Source organism: Rhodococcus sp. KRD197 (assembly GCF_017168235.1).
Lineage (GTDB): Bacteria > Actinomycetota > Actinomycetes > Mycobacteriales > Mycobacteriaceae > Rhodococcoides.
Genome location: NZ_JABFAO010000004.1, coordinates 344,805 through 361,207 on the forward strand (window position 1 = coordinate 344,805; position 16,403 = coordinate 361,207).

At 64.7% G+C, this 16,403-nt stretch carries 18 protein-coding genes; 8 read left to right on the forward strand and 10 right to left on the reverse strand.

What is annotated here, in order from left to right; genetic code table 11:
• Window positions 1-33 precede the first annotated feature (33 nt).
• The 3 genes from J1M86_RS07850 to J1M86_RS07860 all read right to left on the reverse strand — a co-directional run bounded on the left by J1M86_RS07850 (window position 34) and on the right by J1M86_RS07860 (window position 2,851).
• Window positions 34-1,314, reverse strand: coding sequence for a WS/DGAT domain-containing protein (locus J1M86_RS07850; protein WP_206509435.1), 1,281 nt, complete (start codon window positions 1,312-1,314; stop codon window positions 34-36).
• A 59-nt stretch (window positions 1,315-1,373) separates the two neighbouring features.
• Window positions 1,374-2,165, reverse strand: coding sequence for a hypothetical protein (locus J1M86_RS07855; RefSeq protein WP_206509436.1), 792 nt, complete (start codon window positions 2,163-2,165; stop codon window positions 1,374-1,376).
• Window positions 2,166-2,272: 107 nt separating this feature from the next.
• Entirely contained in the window at window positions 2,273-2,851 is a 579-nt protein-coding gene (locus J1M86_RS07860) for a TerD family protein (RefSeq protein ID WP_206509437.1), read from the reverse strand.
• Window positions 2,852-3,076: 225 nt separating this feature from the next.
• On the opposite strand from J1M86_RS07860, the gene J1M86_RS07865 reads away from it, so the two are divergent.
• Window positions 3,077-3,796, forward strand: a complete 720-nt coding sequence (locus J1M86_RS07865; RefSeq protein ID WP_230556666.1) for a DUF1906 domain-containing protein — start codon at window positions 3,077-3,079, stop codon at window positions 3,794-3,796.
• Window positions 3,797-3,849: 53 nt separating this feature from the next.
• Here J1M86_RS07865 and J1M86_RS07870 read toward each other — a convergent pair whose 3' ends face one another.
• Together J1M86_RS07870 and J1M86_RS07875 are read right to left on the reverse strand one after the other, a co-directional pair.
• Window positions 3,850-5,049: an MFS transporter gene (locus J1M86_RS07870; protein ID WP_206509438.1), complete on the reverse strand. Its 1,200-nt coding sequence runs from the start codon at window positions 5,047-5,049 to the stop codon at window positions 3,850-3,852.
• A 33-nt stretch (window positions 5,050-5,082) separates the two neighbouring features.
• On the reverse strand, window positions 5,083-5,850 hold the full coding sequence (locus J1M86_RS07875) for a hypothetical protein (protein ID WP_230556664.1): 768 nt from the start codon (window positions 5,848-5,850) through the stop codon (window positions 5,083-5,085).
• Between the two features lie 345 nt (window positions 5,851-6,195).
• Between J1M86_RS07875 and J1M86_RS07880 the strand changes: the two genes are divergently transcribed.
• A complete protein-coding gene (locus J1M86_RS07880) occupies window positions 6,196-7,431 on the forward strand; it encodes a mannosyltransferase (protein WP_206509439.1) in 1,236 nt (411 codons plus the stop codon).
• Here the strand turns inward: J1M86_RS07880 and J1M86_RS07885 are convergent.
• Entirely contained in the window at window positions 7,373-7,663 is a 291-nt protein-coding gene (locus J1M86_RS07885) for a 4a-hydroxytetrahydrobiopterin dehydratase (RefSeq protein WP_075840329.1), read from the reverse strand. The genes J1M86_RS07880 and J1M86_RS07885 overlap by 59 nt on opposite strands.
• A gap of 32 nt (window positions 7,664-7,695) precedes the next feature.
• Between J1M86_RS07885 and J1M86_RS07890 the strand changes: the two genes are divergently transcribed.
• Window positions 7,696-8,121: a (deoxy)nucleoside triphosphate pyrophosphohydrolase gene (locus J1M86_RS07890; RefSeq protein ID WP_206509440.1), complete on the forward strand. Its 426-nt coding sequence runs from the start codon at window positions 7,696-7,698 to the stop codon at window positions 8,119-8,121.
• Here J1M86_RS07890 and J1M86_RS07895 read toward each other — a convergent pair.
• Window positions 8,087-8,263, reverse strand: a complete 177-nt coding sequence (locus J1M86_RS07895) for a hypothetical protein (protein ID WP_206509441.1) — start codon at window positions 8,261-8,263, stop codon at window positions 8,087-8,089. The genes J1M86_RS07890 and J1M86_RS07895 overlap by 35 nt on opposite strands.
• Window positions 8,264-8,449: 186 nt before the next feature.
• Between J1M86_RS07895 and typA the strand changes: the two genes are divergently transcribed.
• The 5 genes from typA (at window position 8,450) to J1M86_RS07920 (ending at window position 13,792) form a co-directional block, all read left to right on the forward strand.
• A complete protein-coding gene (gene typA, locus J1M86_RS07900) occupies window positions 8,450-10,387 on the forward strand; it encodes a translational GTPase TypA (RefSeq protein WP_075840331.1) in 1,938 nt (645 codons plus the stop codon).
• Window positions 10,388-10,489: 102 nt separating this feature from the next.
• Entirely contained in the window at window positions 10,490-12,229 is a 1,740-nt protein-coding gene (locus tag J1M86_RS07905) for an ABC transporter family substrate-binding protein (RefSeq protein WP_206509985.1), read from the forward strand.
• Window positions 12,226-13,110 (forward strand): N-acetyl-1-D-myo-inositol-2-amino-2-deoxy-alpha-D-glucopyranoside deacetylase, encoded by an 885-nt coding sequence (mshB, locus tag J1M86_RS07910; RefSeq protein ID WP_269418104.1) that lies wholly within the window; start codon window positions 12,226-12,228, stop codon window positions 13,108-13,110. Before J1M86_RS07905 ends, mshB begins: the two co-directional genes overlap by 4 nt.
• 16 nt (window positions 13,111-13,126) lie before the next feature.
• A complete protein-coding gene (locus J1M86_RS07915; RefSeq protein ID WP_139318245.1) occupies window positions 13,127-13,312 on the forward strand; it encodes a hypothetical protein in 186 nt (61 codons plus the stop codon).
• Window positions 13,313-13,339: 27 nt separating this feature from the next.
• Window positions 13,340-13,792, forward strand: a complete 453-nt coding sequence (locus J1M86_RS07920) for a hypothetical protein (protein ID WP_206509442.1) — start codon at window positions 13,340-13,342, stop codon at window positions 13,790-13,792.
• On the opposite strand, the gene J1M86_RS07925 is transcribed toward J1M86_RS07920, so the two are convergent.
• The 3 genes from J1M86_RS07925 to J1M86_RS07935 form a co-directional block, all read right to left on the reverse strand.
• Window positions 13,719-14,414, reverse strand: coding sequence for a uracil-DNA glycosylase (locus tag J1M86_RS07925; RefSeq protein ID WP_206509443.1), 696 nt, complete (start codon window positions 14,412-14,414; stop codon window positions 13,719-13,721). The genes J1M86_RS07920 and J1M86_RS07925 overlap by 74 nt on opposite strands.
• Window positions 14,402-15,832, reverse strand: a complete 1,431-nt coding sequence (locus J1M86_RS07930) for a PH domain-containing protein (RefSeq protein WP_206509986.1) — start codon at window positions 15,830-15,832, stop codon at window positions 14,402-14,404. The genes J1M86_RS07925 and J1M86_RS07930 overlap by 13 nt, the downstream gene beginning before the upstream one ends.
• A gap of 62 nt (window positions 15,833-15,894) precedes the next feature.
• Complete coding sequence (locus J1M86_RS07935; RefSeq protein WP_206509444.1) at window positions 15,895-16,383, reverse strand: PH domain-containing protein; 489 nt, start codon at window positions 16,381-16,383, stop codon at window positions 15,895-15,897.
• Window positions 16,384-16,403 lie beyond the last annotated feature (20 nt).

Genomic DNA, 16,403 nt, shown 5'->3' on the forward strand with positions numbered 1-16,403 from the left:
CGCACCCTGTCGATGCTGAGAAGAGTCTGGCAATCAGCCGAATGCGCCGGCAACGTCGTCGGCAGCCTCGCGCAGGATCGTTTCGTAGACATCGGGGTCGGGCACGGCCGACGCGGCCGAGGTGATCCCGAAAGTCACCGTGTCTCCTATCCCGTGTACACCGTGGGTGAGTCCCATGACGGGGGAGAGCGCGGGGAAGCCCGCGGTGAACCGCACCGGGCCGCCGCCGAGCCGCAGAGTGGCCGCACCCCGAGCGACACTGGATACGACGGTGTGCCCGGTGACGGCATCGGGTACGGCGGTGGCGTCGAACTGCCGAACTCCCCAGTGGAGCAGGACGGCGGGAACCATCTCGGTTGCCAGCGCGCCCGCCGCCATTGCCGGATGCTCGGCTCGCGCGCGGCGATCGGCCAGTGCAGCGGCGATCGAACCGGCGCGTTCGAGCAGGTCGTCCGTCTCGGGGAAGAGTCCGACCCCGGCATTGCGAAAGTGGTTGCGGGCGCAGCGCTCACCGGGTTTTGCGATGGTCACCTCGGCGCCGAGGTCGGACGGAACACGGTCACCGTGTGTTTCGAGGTATCGAGACAGGGCCGCCGATACGACGGTGAGTGCGCCGGCTGTGACACTGATGCCCGGGGCCGTGAGATCGGCGCGATCGCGAACGACCGTGCGGATCGATACTGCTTCGGAGGGGGCGACGTTGAGTCGGGTTCTCGGCCGGGGCGGTGCCTGAGCCGGTACTTTCCCGGCATCGGTGTCGGCAGCGAGGCGCTGATCGAGTTCGTGTGCACGCCGCGATCTTCGGATGAACTCGATGGGACGAAACCGTCCACGTGCCGGTGGGTCGAAGACAGCAGTGTCGGCGTCGCCGAACAGTCGCCGTGCAAGTGACGACGCGACCCTGCCGTCACCGAGCGCGTGTGAGATCTGCAGGACCGCAACGAGAGCCGCACCGGTGCATCGAGGTGCACCAGTGACAGCGGTGAAAAGGTGTAGCCGCCAGGTTGTTTCGTGTTGATCGAGCTGTTCCCGTAGCAACGTGCCGAGCTCGCTCAGGCACGCACCCCAGTCGCCGGGTTGTCCGTGATCGAGCACATGCGCGGCGTCGAGACGCATCGATCTCGTCCGCGGGTATCCGAGATCGAGTGGGACGTCGGCGATTCGAAGCTGCAACTGTTCGATATCTGCGGCATTGCGCAGCACCTCGCTGCGAACGGGCTCGGCGGTGCTGTCGGTGTCGAAGCAGTAGAGCAGAAACTGATCGTTCGGGATCTTCGACGAAATCCAGTACGTCTGAGCGTCAGTGGGATGCAACGAACTGTGCCGCCGCGTGAGACTTCGACGCGGCGGCACAGGTGATACGAGGTTTCGAATCAGGCGACGTTGACCAAGCCGACCGTCGGGAAGAAGAAGCAAGTCTTCGCACCGTCGGCAGTGTTGTGGGTGACGTTGCCGAACACGGCTGCGAGCACGGTGCCCGATCCGGTTTCGACCGGCACCGCCCGCGCACCTGCGGATGGCAGAGCGGCCAACGCTTCGGTGATCGGTCCACGCGCCAGTTCCTTCACGACGGGCAGAACGTCGAGGTTGTCGAGGATGGCGTCGACGAGCTCGCTGGTGGCACCGCCCATCTCGGCGAATCCACCCTGGAGGGTGTTGACGTTGAACCAGGCAACCTGCATACCGGCTTTGTCACCCGAGTCGTCGATGATTCCGGCTGGGACGAATGCGAACATCGTCTCGCCAGCTTCCACCGCGTTGAGCGGGGGTAGCGTCGGGATGCTGAGGTTGGGCCACGGCCCGGCCGCGCCGCCTGCGACACCCGGCACGATTCCCAACGGTGCGCCGGGTGTTGCAGAGCAGTTGATTGCCGCAGTCGGGTAGAAGAACGGCGTGATGCCGGCGTCGGTCAGGATCCGATTGGCGGTCTCGAGTGCTGCCAGTGGGTTGGCGTCCACGGGGTCGGCAACCTCGGTGCGCGAGTTCGAGATCGCCTCGGCAGCTGCGAGAGCGGTCGAATCGCCCTGCCCCTGGAGTGTTGCCACGGCCTGCGACAGCGGATCGGAGACTGGAGCGGGGTCCGCGGCGGCTGTTGCCGGAACGGCGAGGAGTGCGGCACAGGACAGTGCGACTGCACCCGCTGCACGACTGAGACGACGAGACATTGTGTGACTCCTGAGACTGATGTGGCCGAAGTTACTGATGTGGTGATGGGGCCACACCGATGTCCGCTTTTCCAAGGAGAAGGCGGCACGGTTATTCAATCGATACGTCAGCTTGCGCTGATCCCGAAGTCGCGAACGATCCCCACCAGGCCGGAAGCATACCCCTGACCAATGGCGCGGAACTTCCACTCCTGGCCGCGCCGGTACAGCTCGCCGAACACCATGGCGGTTTCTGTGGAGGCGTCCTCGGTGAGGTCGAATCGCGCGAGCTCGCGGCCGTCAGCGCGGTCGACGACACGGATGAACGCGTTGATGACCTGCCCGAAGTTCTGCCCCAGGACGTCGGCGTCGTGGATCGATACCGGGAAGACGATGGACTCGACCTCGGGTGAGAGGGCGGTGAGGTCGACGTTGATGCTCTCGTCGTCACCTTCGCCTTCACCGGTGCGGTTGTCTCCGGTGTGCTCGATGGCCCCGTCCGGGGACCGCAGATTGTTGTAGAAGACGAAGAATTGATCACCCACGGACTTCTTGTCGGCGCGCAGCCCTATCGCACTCGCGTCGAGATCGAAGTCCCCGCCGGTGGTGTTGCGTACGTCCCAACCCAGACCGACGGACACGGCGGTGAGGTTGGGTGCTTCCTTGGACAACGAGACGTTTCCGCCCTTGGCCAGCGTGACGCCCATCTGGAACTCCTTTTCGATCGTGTCTGCTGTCGACTCCACAGTAGGGGAACGGCCGAATTGGCGAGCGTGGGGCGGATGGGTCGTGTGACACCTGTGCGAGTGATGTGACTAGCGATACCCAAGTGATTGTGGTGCAATAGCGAAACGCGCCAAGCTACCAGCGTCACCGATCGAATTGTGCGCGACACGCCGAGGTGACCGATCGATCGATATGGGGATTGCACCGTGCACGTTTCGAGACGAGAGCTGTTCAAGTACGCCGCGGTCGGTTCGGCCGCGGCAATGGGTCTGGCTGCCGTGAATTCGACGGCGGCACGAGCGGACGGACTGGGCACTCTCGTCGACTACTCAGGTGGTGTTCCGTCAGCGGCGGCAATTGCTGCGGCCGGCCACCTCGGTGCGGTCCGGTACGTCTCGGATCGTCGGCCGGGCGCCGACTGGATGATCGGCAAGCCGCTGAAGGAGTCCGAGGCCGACGCCCTCGCGGCGGCAGGTCTCGAGGTGGTGTCGAACTACCAGTACGGCAAGGGGGACACCTCCGATTGGAGGGGTGGCTACGCGGCGGGGGTCAAACATGCCAAGCGGGGCCTCGAACTGCACACGGCTGCCGGCGGTCCGGCGAATCGGCCGATCTACGCCTCGATCGACGACAATCCCACCGCGGTGGAGTTCGCGACCATGATCGCGCCGTACATCCTGGGGTGGGAGTCTGTTGTGGGCCCGGAGAACACCGGCATCTACGCAAACTCACCCACCATCGAACTGGCCTCGATCGCCGGTCTCGGTCAGTGGTACTGGCAGCACAATTGGGGAACGCCGAAGGGATATCGGCACCCCAGTGCGCATTTGCATCAGGTCCGAATAGACAAAGACGAAATCGATGGGGTCACCGTCGACATCAATGTCATTCTTGCCTCCGATTACGGTCAGTGGTCCGCGGCCTGAGAGGGTAATCGAATGAATCTCATCGATGTAATTTATTTGATCGCCGGCTATTTCTACGAGCTGTTCTCCGACGCCTTTTCTTCGTGAAAGTCCCTGGACTCGAGTAACAGCAGAGCAAGCGATATCAGGGCCAGCGCGGCTACAGCCGCCGAGAACACCACTCCCGCGGTGACGAGCCCCCAGGCATTGGCCGCGGCACCGGCTCCGATGACCGGCACCGAGATGGCGATGTAGAGCACGACGAAGAACGTCGAGGTCACCTCTGCGCGCCGATCGGTGGGAAGCTCGGCCGTGATCGAGGCCATCCCCTTGCTGAATGTGACGCCCTGACCGACGCCGCACACCACCGCGGCGATGACGAGTAGCGGCAGAGATTCGAGTAGCAGTGACACTCCGAGCGCAGCAACGCCGACAACCAGCGTGATACACCCGGCCCGGAGTGCGAAGGTATCGCCGAGGCCGCGCAGGCCGATCTGGGCGGCCGCGGAAGATGCGAAGATCACGAAGACCACGGCGCCGGTCGCGGCATGATTGTCGATCCCCAGAACCTGCGTCATGAACCCGGGTGAGACGCCCGTGAACAGGCCGAGTACGGCGAAACCTGCGAAACCACCGGTCGCGGCGCGAACGAAGGTACCTCGTATGGGAGCGGGTACGGACAGTCGTTGCATGTGTGGGCGGGCGCCGCGCGCCACAGCGACCGGCTCGGGAACGAAGTACACAGCAATGGCGGCGACCAGCAGCAGCGCGATGTCGACTGCGAAAGTCAGACGCATCGGTTGTGGCATGTACTGGACGAGCAGGCCCGCCAGCAGGGGGCCGAGGCCGAGTCCGCCGATGTTGGCTGCGGTGGCGATGGATGGAGCCCGGGAGCGCCACTTGTCCGGTACCAGTTCCACCAGCGTCACCGTCGCGGTCCCGACGAAGATTCCGGCGGAGAGCCCGGAGAGGACTCGTCCGATCAACAGCGCAGTGAGGGAGCCGGCGCTGATGAACACGATTGCGCTGGCGATACCGAGACCGATGCCGGCGAGCAGCATCGGTCTACGGCCCAGCGAATCGGACCATCGGCCGAACGCGAGAAGTGCTGCCAACACCCCGAGTGCGTAGGCGGCGAAGATGATCGTGACTACGAAGACGGAAAACCCGAATTCGGCCTGGTAGAGCGAGTACACGGGGGTGGGCATCGTCGTGCCCAGCATCGCTACTGCGAACGCGTATGCGATCGCGACGAAAGCCAGAGGTCTGCGCACGAGCAGACCTTACCCGTGCTATCGGTCAGACGCTCACGGTACGAAAACGGTCCCGATCGTCGGCAGGAAGCTGCAGGAGCGAGCCGGTGCTGTCGGATCTTCCTTCGACTGGGTCGTGATCGATCCTGAGACGACCGCAAGAACGCGACCTGGGCCGGTGTCGGCGATGGTCGACAGAGTTGCGGGCCCTCCGGGGTTGATGTTCGCAGCGCCGGTCAGGTCCACAGCGCCGGTGCGGCGGTTGTCCAGGTTGAGCCACGATACGGTCAGCGGCGCTTCCTGCGTCTGCGCGAGGGGTTGCGTTCCGAGGGCCGTGAAGACGAAGCCCGCCTGGCCGGCCGGGGGGCCGGGGGGAGGCAGGGTTGCCGGTCCCGGCACAGCGAGTGCAGTGCCGACGGAATCGGCGGAATCGGAGATGCATCCCTTGCCGATGGTCGGGTACAGGAACTGCGCGATGACCGGGCCGTCCGCGGGTGGAATCTCCGGGCCGCCGCCGCCGGAGCCGTCGAGGAACGTGATGACCCGCTCGAGGATGGACCTGACCTGCTCGGGTAGTGCAGAGGACTCCAAGAGCATGCGTGCCTGAGCGAGCAGATCGGCTTGGGTGGTGGGAGCGGCGTCGGCCGGCCCCGCTGCGGCACCCATGATGGCCGGCGCGAACGCGGCGAGTGCTTCGACCTGTGCGTAGTCGGGAAGCGGTTGATCAGGAGTGGGGAGGAAAAGAGGAGGCAGTTCCACTGCGGGTGGTGCTGGTTCTGCGGACGCAACGGTCGGCACAGCGAGCGCGGCGGCGACTGCCACTGCTAGGGCTGTGACGGTCCTGCGCGTTACACCGTTACGTAACACTTGTTTTCCCCATCCTGATCGAAAAGCGGGCCGTGAATCGGTTGCTGGCTCGAGGGGTCACTCTATGTATCCGACTCGACGTTGTACAGCCGGTACCAGCGTTCACCGCAAGTGGACAGTAGCCTGTTACGGAAGTGATCAGTGTGGTTGGTGATACAAATGTTATTCGTGATACGTGAATGTGGGAATTCCGACCCCCGCTGGGGCACCTGTTCGGGCCATTTCACAATTGCCTTATAGGCTCAGCCGTCGATTCCGCGCAATCGGCCCAACGCACACTGAAACGGGAGCTGTGAAGAAGTGAACCGCCTGGTTCGATACGCCCCGTTCCTGCTCGCCCTGTCCGTGATCACGCGGCTTGTGTGGGCTTTCGCGACGCCCAACGGCATGAACCTCGTCGACCTGCACGTCTACGTGGATGGGGCGGCGGCCCTCCTGCAAGGCAACCTGTACGAGTTCACCTACGCGGAAAAGACACCGGATTTCCCGCTCCCCTTCACCTACCCACCGTTCGCTGCCCTGGTGTTCTTCCCACTGCACTACCTGCCGTTCACGATCGTCGGCGTGTGCTGGCAGCTCGCGACGATGGCGGCGATGTTCCTGCTGATCCGGCTCGCCATCGGACTCGTCCTCGACTTCAGGCCGGATGCGGTTGGGAGCACGACCGACTGGACGCGTGTGGCGATGCTGTGGACGGCGTTGGCGCTGTGGACCGAACCCGTACGCACCACACTCGACTACGGGCAGGTCAACGTCTTCCTGGCACTCGCCGCCATCGTGGCGATCCGCAGCACGCGCTGGTGGATCGCCGGGGGCATCGTCGGGTTCGTCGCCGGAATCAAACTGACCCCCGCGATCACCGGCCTGTACTTCCTGGCGACGAAACGGTGGAAGGCCGCCGCTTTCTCCGCCGTCGCGTTCGGCGCGACCGTCGCCATCAGTTACCTGGTGCTGGGCCGGCAGGCGGGCACCTACTTCACCGAGCTACTGGGCGACGCCGACCGCATCGGCCCAGTCGGCTCGGTATGGAACCAATCCCTGCGTGGAGCGATGAGTCGCATCGCAGGACGCGACATCGATTCGTCTGTGCTGTGGCTTGTCGGCGTGCTCGCAGTGAGCGTTCTCGCGTTCTTCGCCTGGCGGGCGCTCCGTACGAATGATCGACTCGGAACGTTGCTCGTGGTCCAACTGCTGGGACTGTCGGTGTCACCGATCTCATGGTCCCACCACTGGGTATGGGTGCTGCCGCTGCTCGTGTGGCTGCTGCACGGACCGGACCGGCATCTGCTGGGAACCCGACTGGTCGCCGGATATTGGCTCGTTGCCGTCGTCGTCGGCATCCCATGGATTCTGAGCTTCTTCCAGGAGTCGATCTGGCTCGTCTCTCGGCCCGGACTGCTGGCATGGCTCGGCGCCGTGGACATGGTGGGAGTACTGCTGGTCTACGGCTGGACGATCCGTCTGGGACGAGGACGACTCAAAGGGCAGAAAGCAGAGAATCGATCTCTCGCGCCAGATTCACATCCTTCACCGTGAGTCCACCCGCAGAATGGGTGGACAGTGTGAACGTCAGCTTCCGCCACCTGATGTCGATGTCCGGATGATGGTCGGCCGCCTCCGCGGAAGCAGCCACGCGCGCCACCAGATCGATCGCCGCCGGAAATGTCGGTGCCTGGACTGTGCGGGTGATCGCGTCGCCGGCGAGGGCCCACTCGGGCAGGTCCGTGAGGGCGTCGTCGATCTCGGAGTTGGTAAGAAGTTCACTCATGCAGCGATAGTGACACGAACGAAAGTGGTGGCATGACTGAAACGGCCGATCAGCGAGTGGTCGTCGCGGGCGCAATCGTCTCCGATGGCCGACTGCTGCTGGCGCAGCGCGCCTCCCCGCCGGAGCTCGCCGGCCGGTGGGAGCTACCCGGCGGCAAGGTCGAAGCGGGCGAGTCCGAGGAAAGTGCGCTCGAACGTGAACTGCGGGAGGAACTCGGCGTCGAGACGGCGGTGACCGAACCACTGGGCGGAGAAGTGGCGCTGCCGGGCGCATCGATACTGCGGGCCTATCGCGTCGAACTGGTCTCGGGGACGCCGGCGCCGTTGGAGCATTCCGATCTCAGGTGGGTCGACGCCGACGGCCTGCGCGAAATCGACCTGGTCGAGGCAGATCGCGGATGGATGCCCGAACTGCTCGACATACTCACTTCCCCCGGGCGTGCTCGAGACCCTTCTTGAGTTCCTTCTTGCTGGCCCCGGACGCTTCGAGCTTCTTCATTCGCATGATGACGACGGGGCATGTGATGCATCGCGTCTTCTTGCGGCAGCACTTCTTCTTGGGCTTGAGGCCCGAAACGTCCTTGGCCTTGACCTTGCCCATGCAACTACTCCGGATTTCGATAACTTTGGGTGAACTTACGGGCAAGACTACTGCGTGGTGCAGGTCACCCTGTGCCAGCGGGTAAACTCGGCCGGTCGCGAGAATCTCGCGGTGCAGCGCGCTTCTCTAGCGACATAAGCCCGCTAGCGAACAAGAGCCCGCATTAGACCCAGGAGAATTTTTCGCGTGAGTGCCCCAAGCAGTGCAGACAACATCGATTCCACCACCACGTTCCGCAACGTAGCCATCGTTGCACACGTCGACCATGGCAAGACCACGCTGGTCGACGCCATGCTCCGGCAGTCCGGAGCGTTCGAGGAACGCGCCGAAGCGATCGACCGCGTCATGGACTCGGGCGACCTCGAAAAAGAAAAAGGCATCACGATTCTGGCCAAGAACACGGCCGTCCACAAACGCAACGCCGACGGAACCATCACCGTCATCAACGTGATCGACACCCCCGGCCACGCCGACTTCGGCGGTGAGGTCGAGCGCGGACTGTCCATGGTCGACGGTGTCGTCCTGCTCGTCGACGCCTCCGAGGGCCCGCTGCCGCAGACCCGCTTCGTGCTGCGCAAGGCGCTCGCCGCCTCGCTTCCGGTGATCCTGGTCGTCAACAAGACGGACCGTCCCGACGCGCGCATCGAGGAGGTCGTCTCCGAGAGCCACGACCTGCTGCTGGACCTGGCATCGGACCTCGACGACGAGGCCTCCGAGGCGGCCGAGCTGGCACTCGACCTGCCTGTCCTCTATGCCTCCGGTCGCGAGGGCAAGGCATCGAAGGTCAAGCCCGAGAACGGCAACGCTCCCGACGCCGAGAACCTCGACGAGCTGTTCGAGGTTCTGCTCAACTACGTCCCCGCTCCCAAGGGCAACGTCGACGCTCCGCTGCAGGCCCACGTCACCAACCTCGACGCGTCGGCCTTCCTCGGCCGCCTCGCCCTGGTTCGTATCCACAACGGTCAGCTCAGCAAGGGCCAGACCGTCAGCTGGATGCGTGAGGTCGACGGCGAGCCCGTCGTACAGAAGGCCAAGATCACCGAGCTGCTCAACACCATCGGCGTCGAGCGCGTGCCGGGTGAGAAGGGCGTCGCAGGCGATATCGTCGCCGTCGCCGGTTTCCCGGACATCATGATCGGTGACACCCTTGCCGACCTCGAGAATCCGGTCGCGCTTCCGCGCATCACCGTCGACCAGCCGGCCATCTCGGTCACCATCGGCACCAACACCAGCCCGCTCGTCGGACGGGTCAGCGGACACAAGCTGACCTCCCGCATGGTCAAGAGCCGTCTGGACCAGGAGCTCATCGGTAACGTCTCGCTCAAGGTGCTCGACATCGGCCGGCCCGACGCCTGGGAGGTGCAGGGTCGTGGTGAGCTCGCGCTCGCCATCCTCGTCGAGCAGATGCGTCGCGAGGGCTTCGAGCTGACTGTCGGCAAGCCGCAGGTGGTCACCCGGCAGGTCGACGGCAAGCTGCACGAGCCCTTCGAGGAGCTGACCGTCGACACCCCGGAGGAGTACCTCGGTGGCGTGACGCAGCTGCTCGCCGCGCGCAAGGGCAAGATGGTGCAGATGACGAACCACGGCGCCGGCTGGGTTCGGATGGAGTTCATCGTCCCCTCGCGTGGCCTCATTGGCTTCCGCACGGACTTCCTCACCGATACGCGCGGCACCGGAATCGCGAACGCCGTGTTCCACGGATACGCGCCGTGGGCCGGCGAGATCCGCGCCCGCCACACCGGTTCGCTCGTTTCGGACCGCAATGGCACCGTGACGCCGTTCGCAATGATCCAGCTCGCGGACCGTGGCACGTTCTTCGTCGAGCCGGGTGCCGACACCTACGAGGGCATGGTGGTGGGCATCAACCCGCGTCAGGAGGACCTCGACATCAACGTCACGCGAGAGAAGAAGCTGACCAACATGCGTCAGTCCTCCGCCGACGTGATGGAGACCCTGGCGAAGCCGAAGAAGCTGGACCTGGAAATGGCGATGGAGTTCTGCGCGGGCGACGAATGCGTCGAGGTCACCCCCGAGGTCGTGCGTGTGCGCAAGGTGCACCTGGACTCCAATGAGCGTGCGCGCGAGCGTTCGCGCAGCAAGTCGCGCGACAAGGCTGCTCTGTAGACTTCGCTACTCATGCGAAGTGTTCGCGTGGTCCGTCTTGTGTACGGACCACGCGAACACGAGCCTCGACGAAGGAGCGGCCCGGTGCGAAGCAGTAGCACTATGCAGGTGCGTTCGACTGCTCGGCGCGCTACCGCTGTCGGTGTCGCCGCTTTGCTCCTGGCGGGATGCACAGCCGACCCGCCGCCCCCGGTCGAGAGCGAGCCGACCGTCACCACGACGACGGTTGCCCCCGTGGTCGAGAGTGAAAACCTCGTGGTGGTGGCCGTCGACGACATCGGCATCGGATTCAACCCGCACCTTCTCGCCGACCAGTCGCCCGCAACATCCGCCGTCAGCGCGCTGGTCCTGCCGAGTCCGTTTCGGCCCGCCCTGGATCCGGCTGATCCGGCAGCGACGATCATGCTGCTCGATCCTGCCGTGCTCATCTCGGCTGAGGTGACCTCGCAAGCACCGTTCACGGTCACCTACCGGCTTCGCCCCGAGGCGCAGTGGTCGGACGGTGCGCCCGTTGCGGCCGAGGACTTTCATTACCTGTGGCAGCAGATGATCTCGCAGCCCGGTGTCGTCGACCCGGCCGGATATGCCCTCATCGACAACGTCGCGTCGGCCGGTGGCGGAAAAACAGTAAACGTGACGTTCCGCGCGCCGTACCCGCACTGGCAGAGGCTCTTCACGGATTTGTTGCCGAGTCACCTGTTGAAGGATTCACCGGGCGGATTCACGACGGGGCTGACCGACAACGTCCCCGTGTCGGCCAATCGGTTCAAGATCGACTCTCTCGACAAGGGACGGGACGAGATTCTGCTCGAACGCAACGATCGGTTCTGGGGTGAACCGGCGCTGGCGGATTCGATCCTGCTCAGGCGTGGTGGTACGCCGGCCCAGCTTGCCGATTCACTGCGTTCGAAGGATGCTCAGCTCGCTCAGGTACGGGCGAGTAGTGCGACGGAGGCGCAGCTTTCCGCTATTCCCGGTGTCCGCACGGACATGAGATTTCAGCCGCGGGTGCTTGATTTCACGCTCAACGGTCGCGCGCCCCTACTGACGGATCCGGCCGTCCGGCGCGGCGTCATCGGATTGATCGACCCGATGTTGCTCGCGACGGTTGCCGCCGGATCGGGTTCCGCCAACTTTCCAGCCAGAGCGCAACTTTCGAGTCCCTCGGACCGATGGTACTCACCGACCGCGCCCGCGCCGATCGGTCGCGAAGCTGCGATGACACTCCTCGGGGAGGCCGGGTTCGTGCTTTCGGTGGACGGTGTTCTCGAAAAAGACGGTGTTGCAGTCGAGTTCGCGATCGGTGCAGTCGAGAACGACGCGACCGCACTCGCCGTCGCCAACACCGCCGCAGACGAGTTGGCCGGTGCCGGTATCGCCGCGACGGTGACGCCGCTCGCGCCGGACGAGTTGTACGGTTCGGCGGTCACCGAGGGAGAAGTCGACGCGGTGGTCGGTTGGACGGCTGTCGGATCCGATCCCGCGACCATCATGGCCTCCCGATTCGGTTGCAGCGCAGCGACGTCCACCGACCCCGAGTCCGACCCCGAGTCCGAGCCCGAGGCGATCGGTCCGCTGGGGGCGCCGAGTAACCTGTCGGGTCTGTGCGTGCCTGAACTCGAGGATTCGCTCGAGCATGCTCTGACAGGTGACCTTTCGGCCGAGTTGCTTGTCGCCGAGGCGGAGTCGAAACTGTGGAACCTGTCGGCGGTCCTGCCGATCGTGCAGGATTCCTCTGTTGTCGCGATCGGGGCCGACGTGGAGGGTGCGTCGCTGACAGGGCCGATCGAGGTTGGCATCTTCGACGACGTGGCCTACTGGACGAGGGTCGAAAACAAGTGAGACTCTTGCTCGTTCACGCGCATCCGGATGACGAGACGATCACCACCGGTGGGACCATCGCTCACTATGCCCAGGCCGGAGTAGAGGTCACGGTGCTGACGTGCTCGCTGGGCGAGGAAGGCGAAGTGATCGGCAATCGGTGGGCGGGTCTCGTCGCCGATCAGGCCGATCAACTGGGCGGCTACCGGATACTCGAACTGACAAGGGCGCTGGACGCGCTCGGTGCTCGCCCGCCGAGATTCCTAGGGGGAGCGGGCCGTTGGCGAGATTCCGGGATGGAGGGGACCGCGGCGGCGTCGAACCCTCGTGCCTTCGTCAATGCCGACCACGACGAGGTGCTCTCGGCCATGGTCGCGGCGGTCCGTGCAGTGCGTCCGCACGTCGTAGTCGGATACGACCCAGCAGGTGGTTACGGGCATCCCGACCATCGGCACGTGCACACCCTGGTCACCGAGGCGTTCGAGGTCGCAGGCAGTGACGTGCTCGCCGCGGCAGGCGAGCCGTGGACGCCGCAGAAGTTGTACTGGACGGTCACCGGTGAGAACCAGCTTCGTGACTCTCTCGCGTCGATCGCGGAAATACCGGCGGGATGGCGGATGCCCGAGCCAGGAGAGTTGCCGAGTATCCCGGAGCGCGACATCACGACGTCGGTCGATGTGCGCGCTGTGTTCGCCCGCAAGCGCGATGCGCTGCGCGCTCATGCGACGCAGGTGGCCGTGGCGCCGTCGGGTGTGGACTACGCGTTGTCGAACAACATCGTGCAGCCGATTCTGCCGGACGAGCAGTACGTTCTGGTGCAGGGCAAGCTGGGCGAGGTGGATGAGCGGGGTAGGGAACGTGACCTGTTCTCTGGCGTACTAGAGTATGACGTGGATCACTGAACAGGTGATGTCCCGGATGGCTGACAGCAGGGGTGGAATACAGATGTACAACTGGAGCGTGCAGGACGCCATTGCCGCATTCGTCGATTCGCTGAAGCCGGATTTCCCGCATCACGAGATGCTCTACCAGCAGGGGCTGACGGACATGGCCTCCGCGCTCAGCAATCTGCTGACTGCTCTGGGATACCCGCCGATCTCCTGACCGGGTTCGATACGTCAGTATTGGTGCATGATCTCGAAGGCCGCATCCAATGCTGTCGTCCTCGTGTCCAGGACAACGCTCGCCGTACTCATCTTCGACGGCTTCCTTTGCGGAATTCTGGCGGTCTTCTTCCTTCCGACGTATCTCGGTCCGGTGCCGTTCCCTGTGAGTGCGTTGCTGGCGGGCATCGCGAACGTGATGCTCTTGTTCGCCGCGCGCAAGGTCGCCGATACGTCGCTGGCCATCGCATCGCCACTGATCGGCTGGGGTGCAGCTGTACTGCTGTGCATGTTCGGTGGCCCAGGCGGGGATGTCCTCCTCCTCGCGGACTGGCGGACGGGCTTCTTGCTGCTCGGTGGGCTGCTGCCCCCGGGTTTGCTCCTATTTTCGTGGAGACTGAAAAGCCTTACAGAAGCCCCGCATGCGAACCCGCGGCCCGCAGCACGTCCTCGACCATCGACGGGGTCAGCAGCCCGGTGAATGTATTGCGTTGACTGACGTGAAAGCTGCCGAACAACCGGACGGTGCCGAGTTGTAGTTCGACACCGTGACCGAACTTCGGACGTGGCCGCGGTATCTCCGAGCCGTTGCTGCCGAGAACGGGTAGCAGCGACTGCCACCCGAAACTGCCCAGCACGACGATCGATCGTAGTGTCGGCTTCAGCAGGCGGAGTTCGGTGTCGAGCCATTTGCGGCAGCGATCGCGTTCGGCGACGGTGGGCTTGTTGTCCGGGGGAGCGCAATGCACCGGAGCGGTGATGCGCACACCCCTCAGGGTGAGCCCGTCGTCGATGTGTGTTGCGGTGGGCTGGCTGGCAAGTCCGACGGCGTGCAGCGCGGCATAGAGCACGTCCCCGCTGCGGTCGCCGGTGAACATGCGTCCTGTGCGGTTCGCGCCGTGTGCGGCTGGGGCGAGGCCGACGATCAGCATGCTCGCGTCCGGTGGACCGAATCCGGGTACTGCTCGTCCCCAATATGTTTCGTCGCGCGAGCTAGGTCGCTTCTCGGCGGCGACCTTCTCACGCCAGCGCACGAGTCGGCGGCATGCGCGGCACGAGCTGATGGCAGCATCGAGTTCCTCGATACTCGTCACCGCGCCCATATGTCTCCCGCGCCCGGTGTGACGCCCTCGACGAGTGCCCATGCCTGCTCGATGGGGATGTCGAGTATCTCGTAGTGCCCGACGCCGGCGGGCGTGGCAGCAACGATGGTCGCCACACTGGCGCGTCGCTGAAAGAAGGTCTGCCGCACCGTCCAACCGATGATGCCCGCGGCCTCCACACTGTGCCGCTTGCGGTCGAGCGAGCCGTGTTGGGTGATCAGCCAGCCCGGCAGCACTGCATGACCGAGGCTGCGGTAGCGATCCCACCCGACGAGTACTGCCCCGATGAGCAACAGCATCGTCGTCGCCCATACCAGCGGCGGGATCGGTGCCCCGAAAGCCCTGGCGACGCCGAGACCGGCGGCCAACACGAGGACGGGGACGACTGCGCGGACGTAGCGTCGCTGCCGGGCCGCTGGGCCGTGGGACTGCAACGGCTTGCGTGCATCGGCGTGCATGCCGGCCTCGCCGAGCACGACGGTCATCATGCGTCGAGCCTCGTCCGCGGGTGCCTGGGGAAGGAGCAGCGAGGATTCCTTCTTCTCTGCGCTGACGCCCGTCATTATGGCATCGAGCCTCGCGCCCTTCGCAACCCGAAGGAGCAGAGGCTCGGAAAGCGACGTTCCACGGAGCCGGTTTCGATCGAGCGTCGTCGATCGTGTCCGCAGTAGGCCGTGCGCCACGTGCAGGCGGGTGCCGTCGTCGGTGACCGTGAGGTTGCCGTATGCGATCAGATATCGAGCACAGGCGAACAGGCTCGCCACGATCAGCAGGAGGACAAGGCCGAAGATGATGACCACCGCGATGCCGAGCCGCTCGGCTGAGTCGATGCCCTGGGAGATCACCGTCGAGTCGGCGAGGCGTTCGCCGAGGCCGTACTGAAAGAGCACACCGACTGCAGCGGCGATGGTGACGACTCCGGTGAACGAGAACGGCGCGTACCGCACCCAGGACGTTCGCCAATGCGCGATCTCTGTTTCGACGGGCGGCGGCGTCCCAGGAATGTCGGATGCACGGGTCACGCGCTGCAGCAGCAGCTCGCGGAGTTCGGGCACTGCCGTGGCGTCGAGGGCATTGAGCTCGAACCTCTCACCCTGGTCGGCCTGCTGGCCCGTGCCGATGCGCAGGATCGACAACCCGAGAATCCGATGCAGCACGCCGGCCTCGATGTCGACGGACCTGATTCGGCTACGCGGCACCGACAGAAGCTTCTTCTGGAACACCCCGGAGCGGAGCTGCACGTGGACCGGGCCGATGCGGTAGCTGGTGGTGAACCAGCGAAGCACCGCGAACACGAGCACCAGAACGAGAACGCCCAGGCCCCATAGATGATTGCCGCTCTGTGTGCCGACGACGAACGACACCAGCAGAATCGGCAGGACCTTGACGGCCTCGGTCACGGGATGGACGAGCAGCATCCGTTTGTCGAGACGTAGCCAGGGCTGTTGCTCCTCGGCGGCGAGTAGTTCGGGGTCGGTACTCACGTTGCGTCGCCCAGGGTCCGTCCGGCGATGTCGGTGAGCTGCGCGACTGTCCTGTCGGCAACATCTTTGTCCAGTGCGGTGATCTTGACCGCGCCCGCGGACGACGCGGTGGTCACCGTGACCGTCGAGAGGCCGAGCATGCGATCGATGGGACCGCGCTCGGTGTCGACCGTCTGTACCCGCGAGATAGGCGCAATACGTCGTTCCTGATCGAACCAGCCGGTTCGCGTGTACACGGCGGAGTCGCTGATTTCCCAGCGGTGCACGCGATACCGCCACACCGGCACGACGATGATGTGCGCGGCGGCCACAACCACGGACGCTGCGAACACGGCCACGTGCGGCCACGTCGTCACATCACCGATGATCACCGCCCACACGAGCTGAGCCAAGAACAGCGGAAGCCACATCAGAGCTGCATTGATCGCCCACAATTGCTTCGCACGGGGACTCGGACGCCACGCTGGGTCGGTCATCGTGATCATGCCTACAACGTAGTGGTACT

Excerpts from the sequence above, each read along its gene's own strand:
- J1M86_RS07855 (WP_206509436.1), bottom strand. The coding sequence starts at position 2,165 with ATGTCTCGTCGTCTCAGTCGTGCAGCGGGTGCAGTCGCACTGTCCTGT.
- J1M86_RS07860 (WP_206509437.1), bottom strand. The coding sequence starts at position 2,851 with ATGGGCGTCACGCTGGCCAAGGGCGGAAACGTCTCGTTGTCCAAGGAA.
- J1M86_RS07885 (WP_075840329.1), bottom strand. The coding sequence starts at position 7,663 with ATGAGTGAACTTCTTACCAACTCCGAGATCGACGACGCCCTCACGGAC.
- J1M86_RS07890 (WP_206509440.1), top strand. The coding sequence starts at position 7,696 with ATGACTGAAACGGCCGATCAGCGAGTGGTCGTCGCGGGCGCAATCGTC.
- J1M86_RS07895 (WP_206509441.1), bottom strand. The coding sequence starts at position 8,263 with ATGGGCAAGGTCAAGGCCAAGGACGTTTCGGGCCTCAAGCCCAAGAAG.
- J1M86_RS07905 (WP_206509985.1), top strand. The coding sequence starts at position 10,490 with ATGCAGGTGCGTTCGACTGCTCGGCGCGCTACCGCTGTCGGTGTCGCC.
- J1M86_RS07915 (WP_139318245.1), top strand. The coding sequence starts at position 13,127 with ATGGCTGACAGCAGGGGTGGAATACAGATGTACAACTGGAGCGTGCAG.
- J1M86_RS07920 (WP_206509442.1), top strand. The coding sequence starts at position 13,340 with ATGATCTCGAAGGCCGCATCCAATGCTGTCGTCCTCGTGTCCAGGACA.
- J1M86_RS07925 (WP_206509443.1), bottom strand. The coding sequence starts at position 14,414 with ATGGGCGCGGTGACGAGTATCGAGGAACTCGATGCTGCCATCAGCTCG.
- J1M86_RS07930 (WP_206509986.1), bottom strand. The coding sequence starts at position 15,832 with ATGCTGCTCGTCCATCCCGTGACCGAGGCCGTCAAGGTCCTGCCGATT.
- J1M86_RS07935 (WP_206509444.1), bottom strand. The coding sequence starts at position 16,383 with ATGATCACGATGACCGACCCAGCGTGGCGTCCGAGTCCCCGTGCGAAG.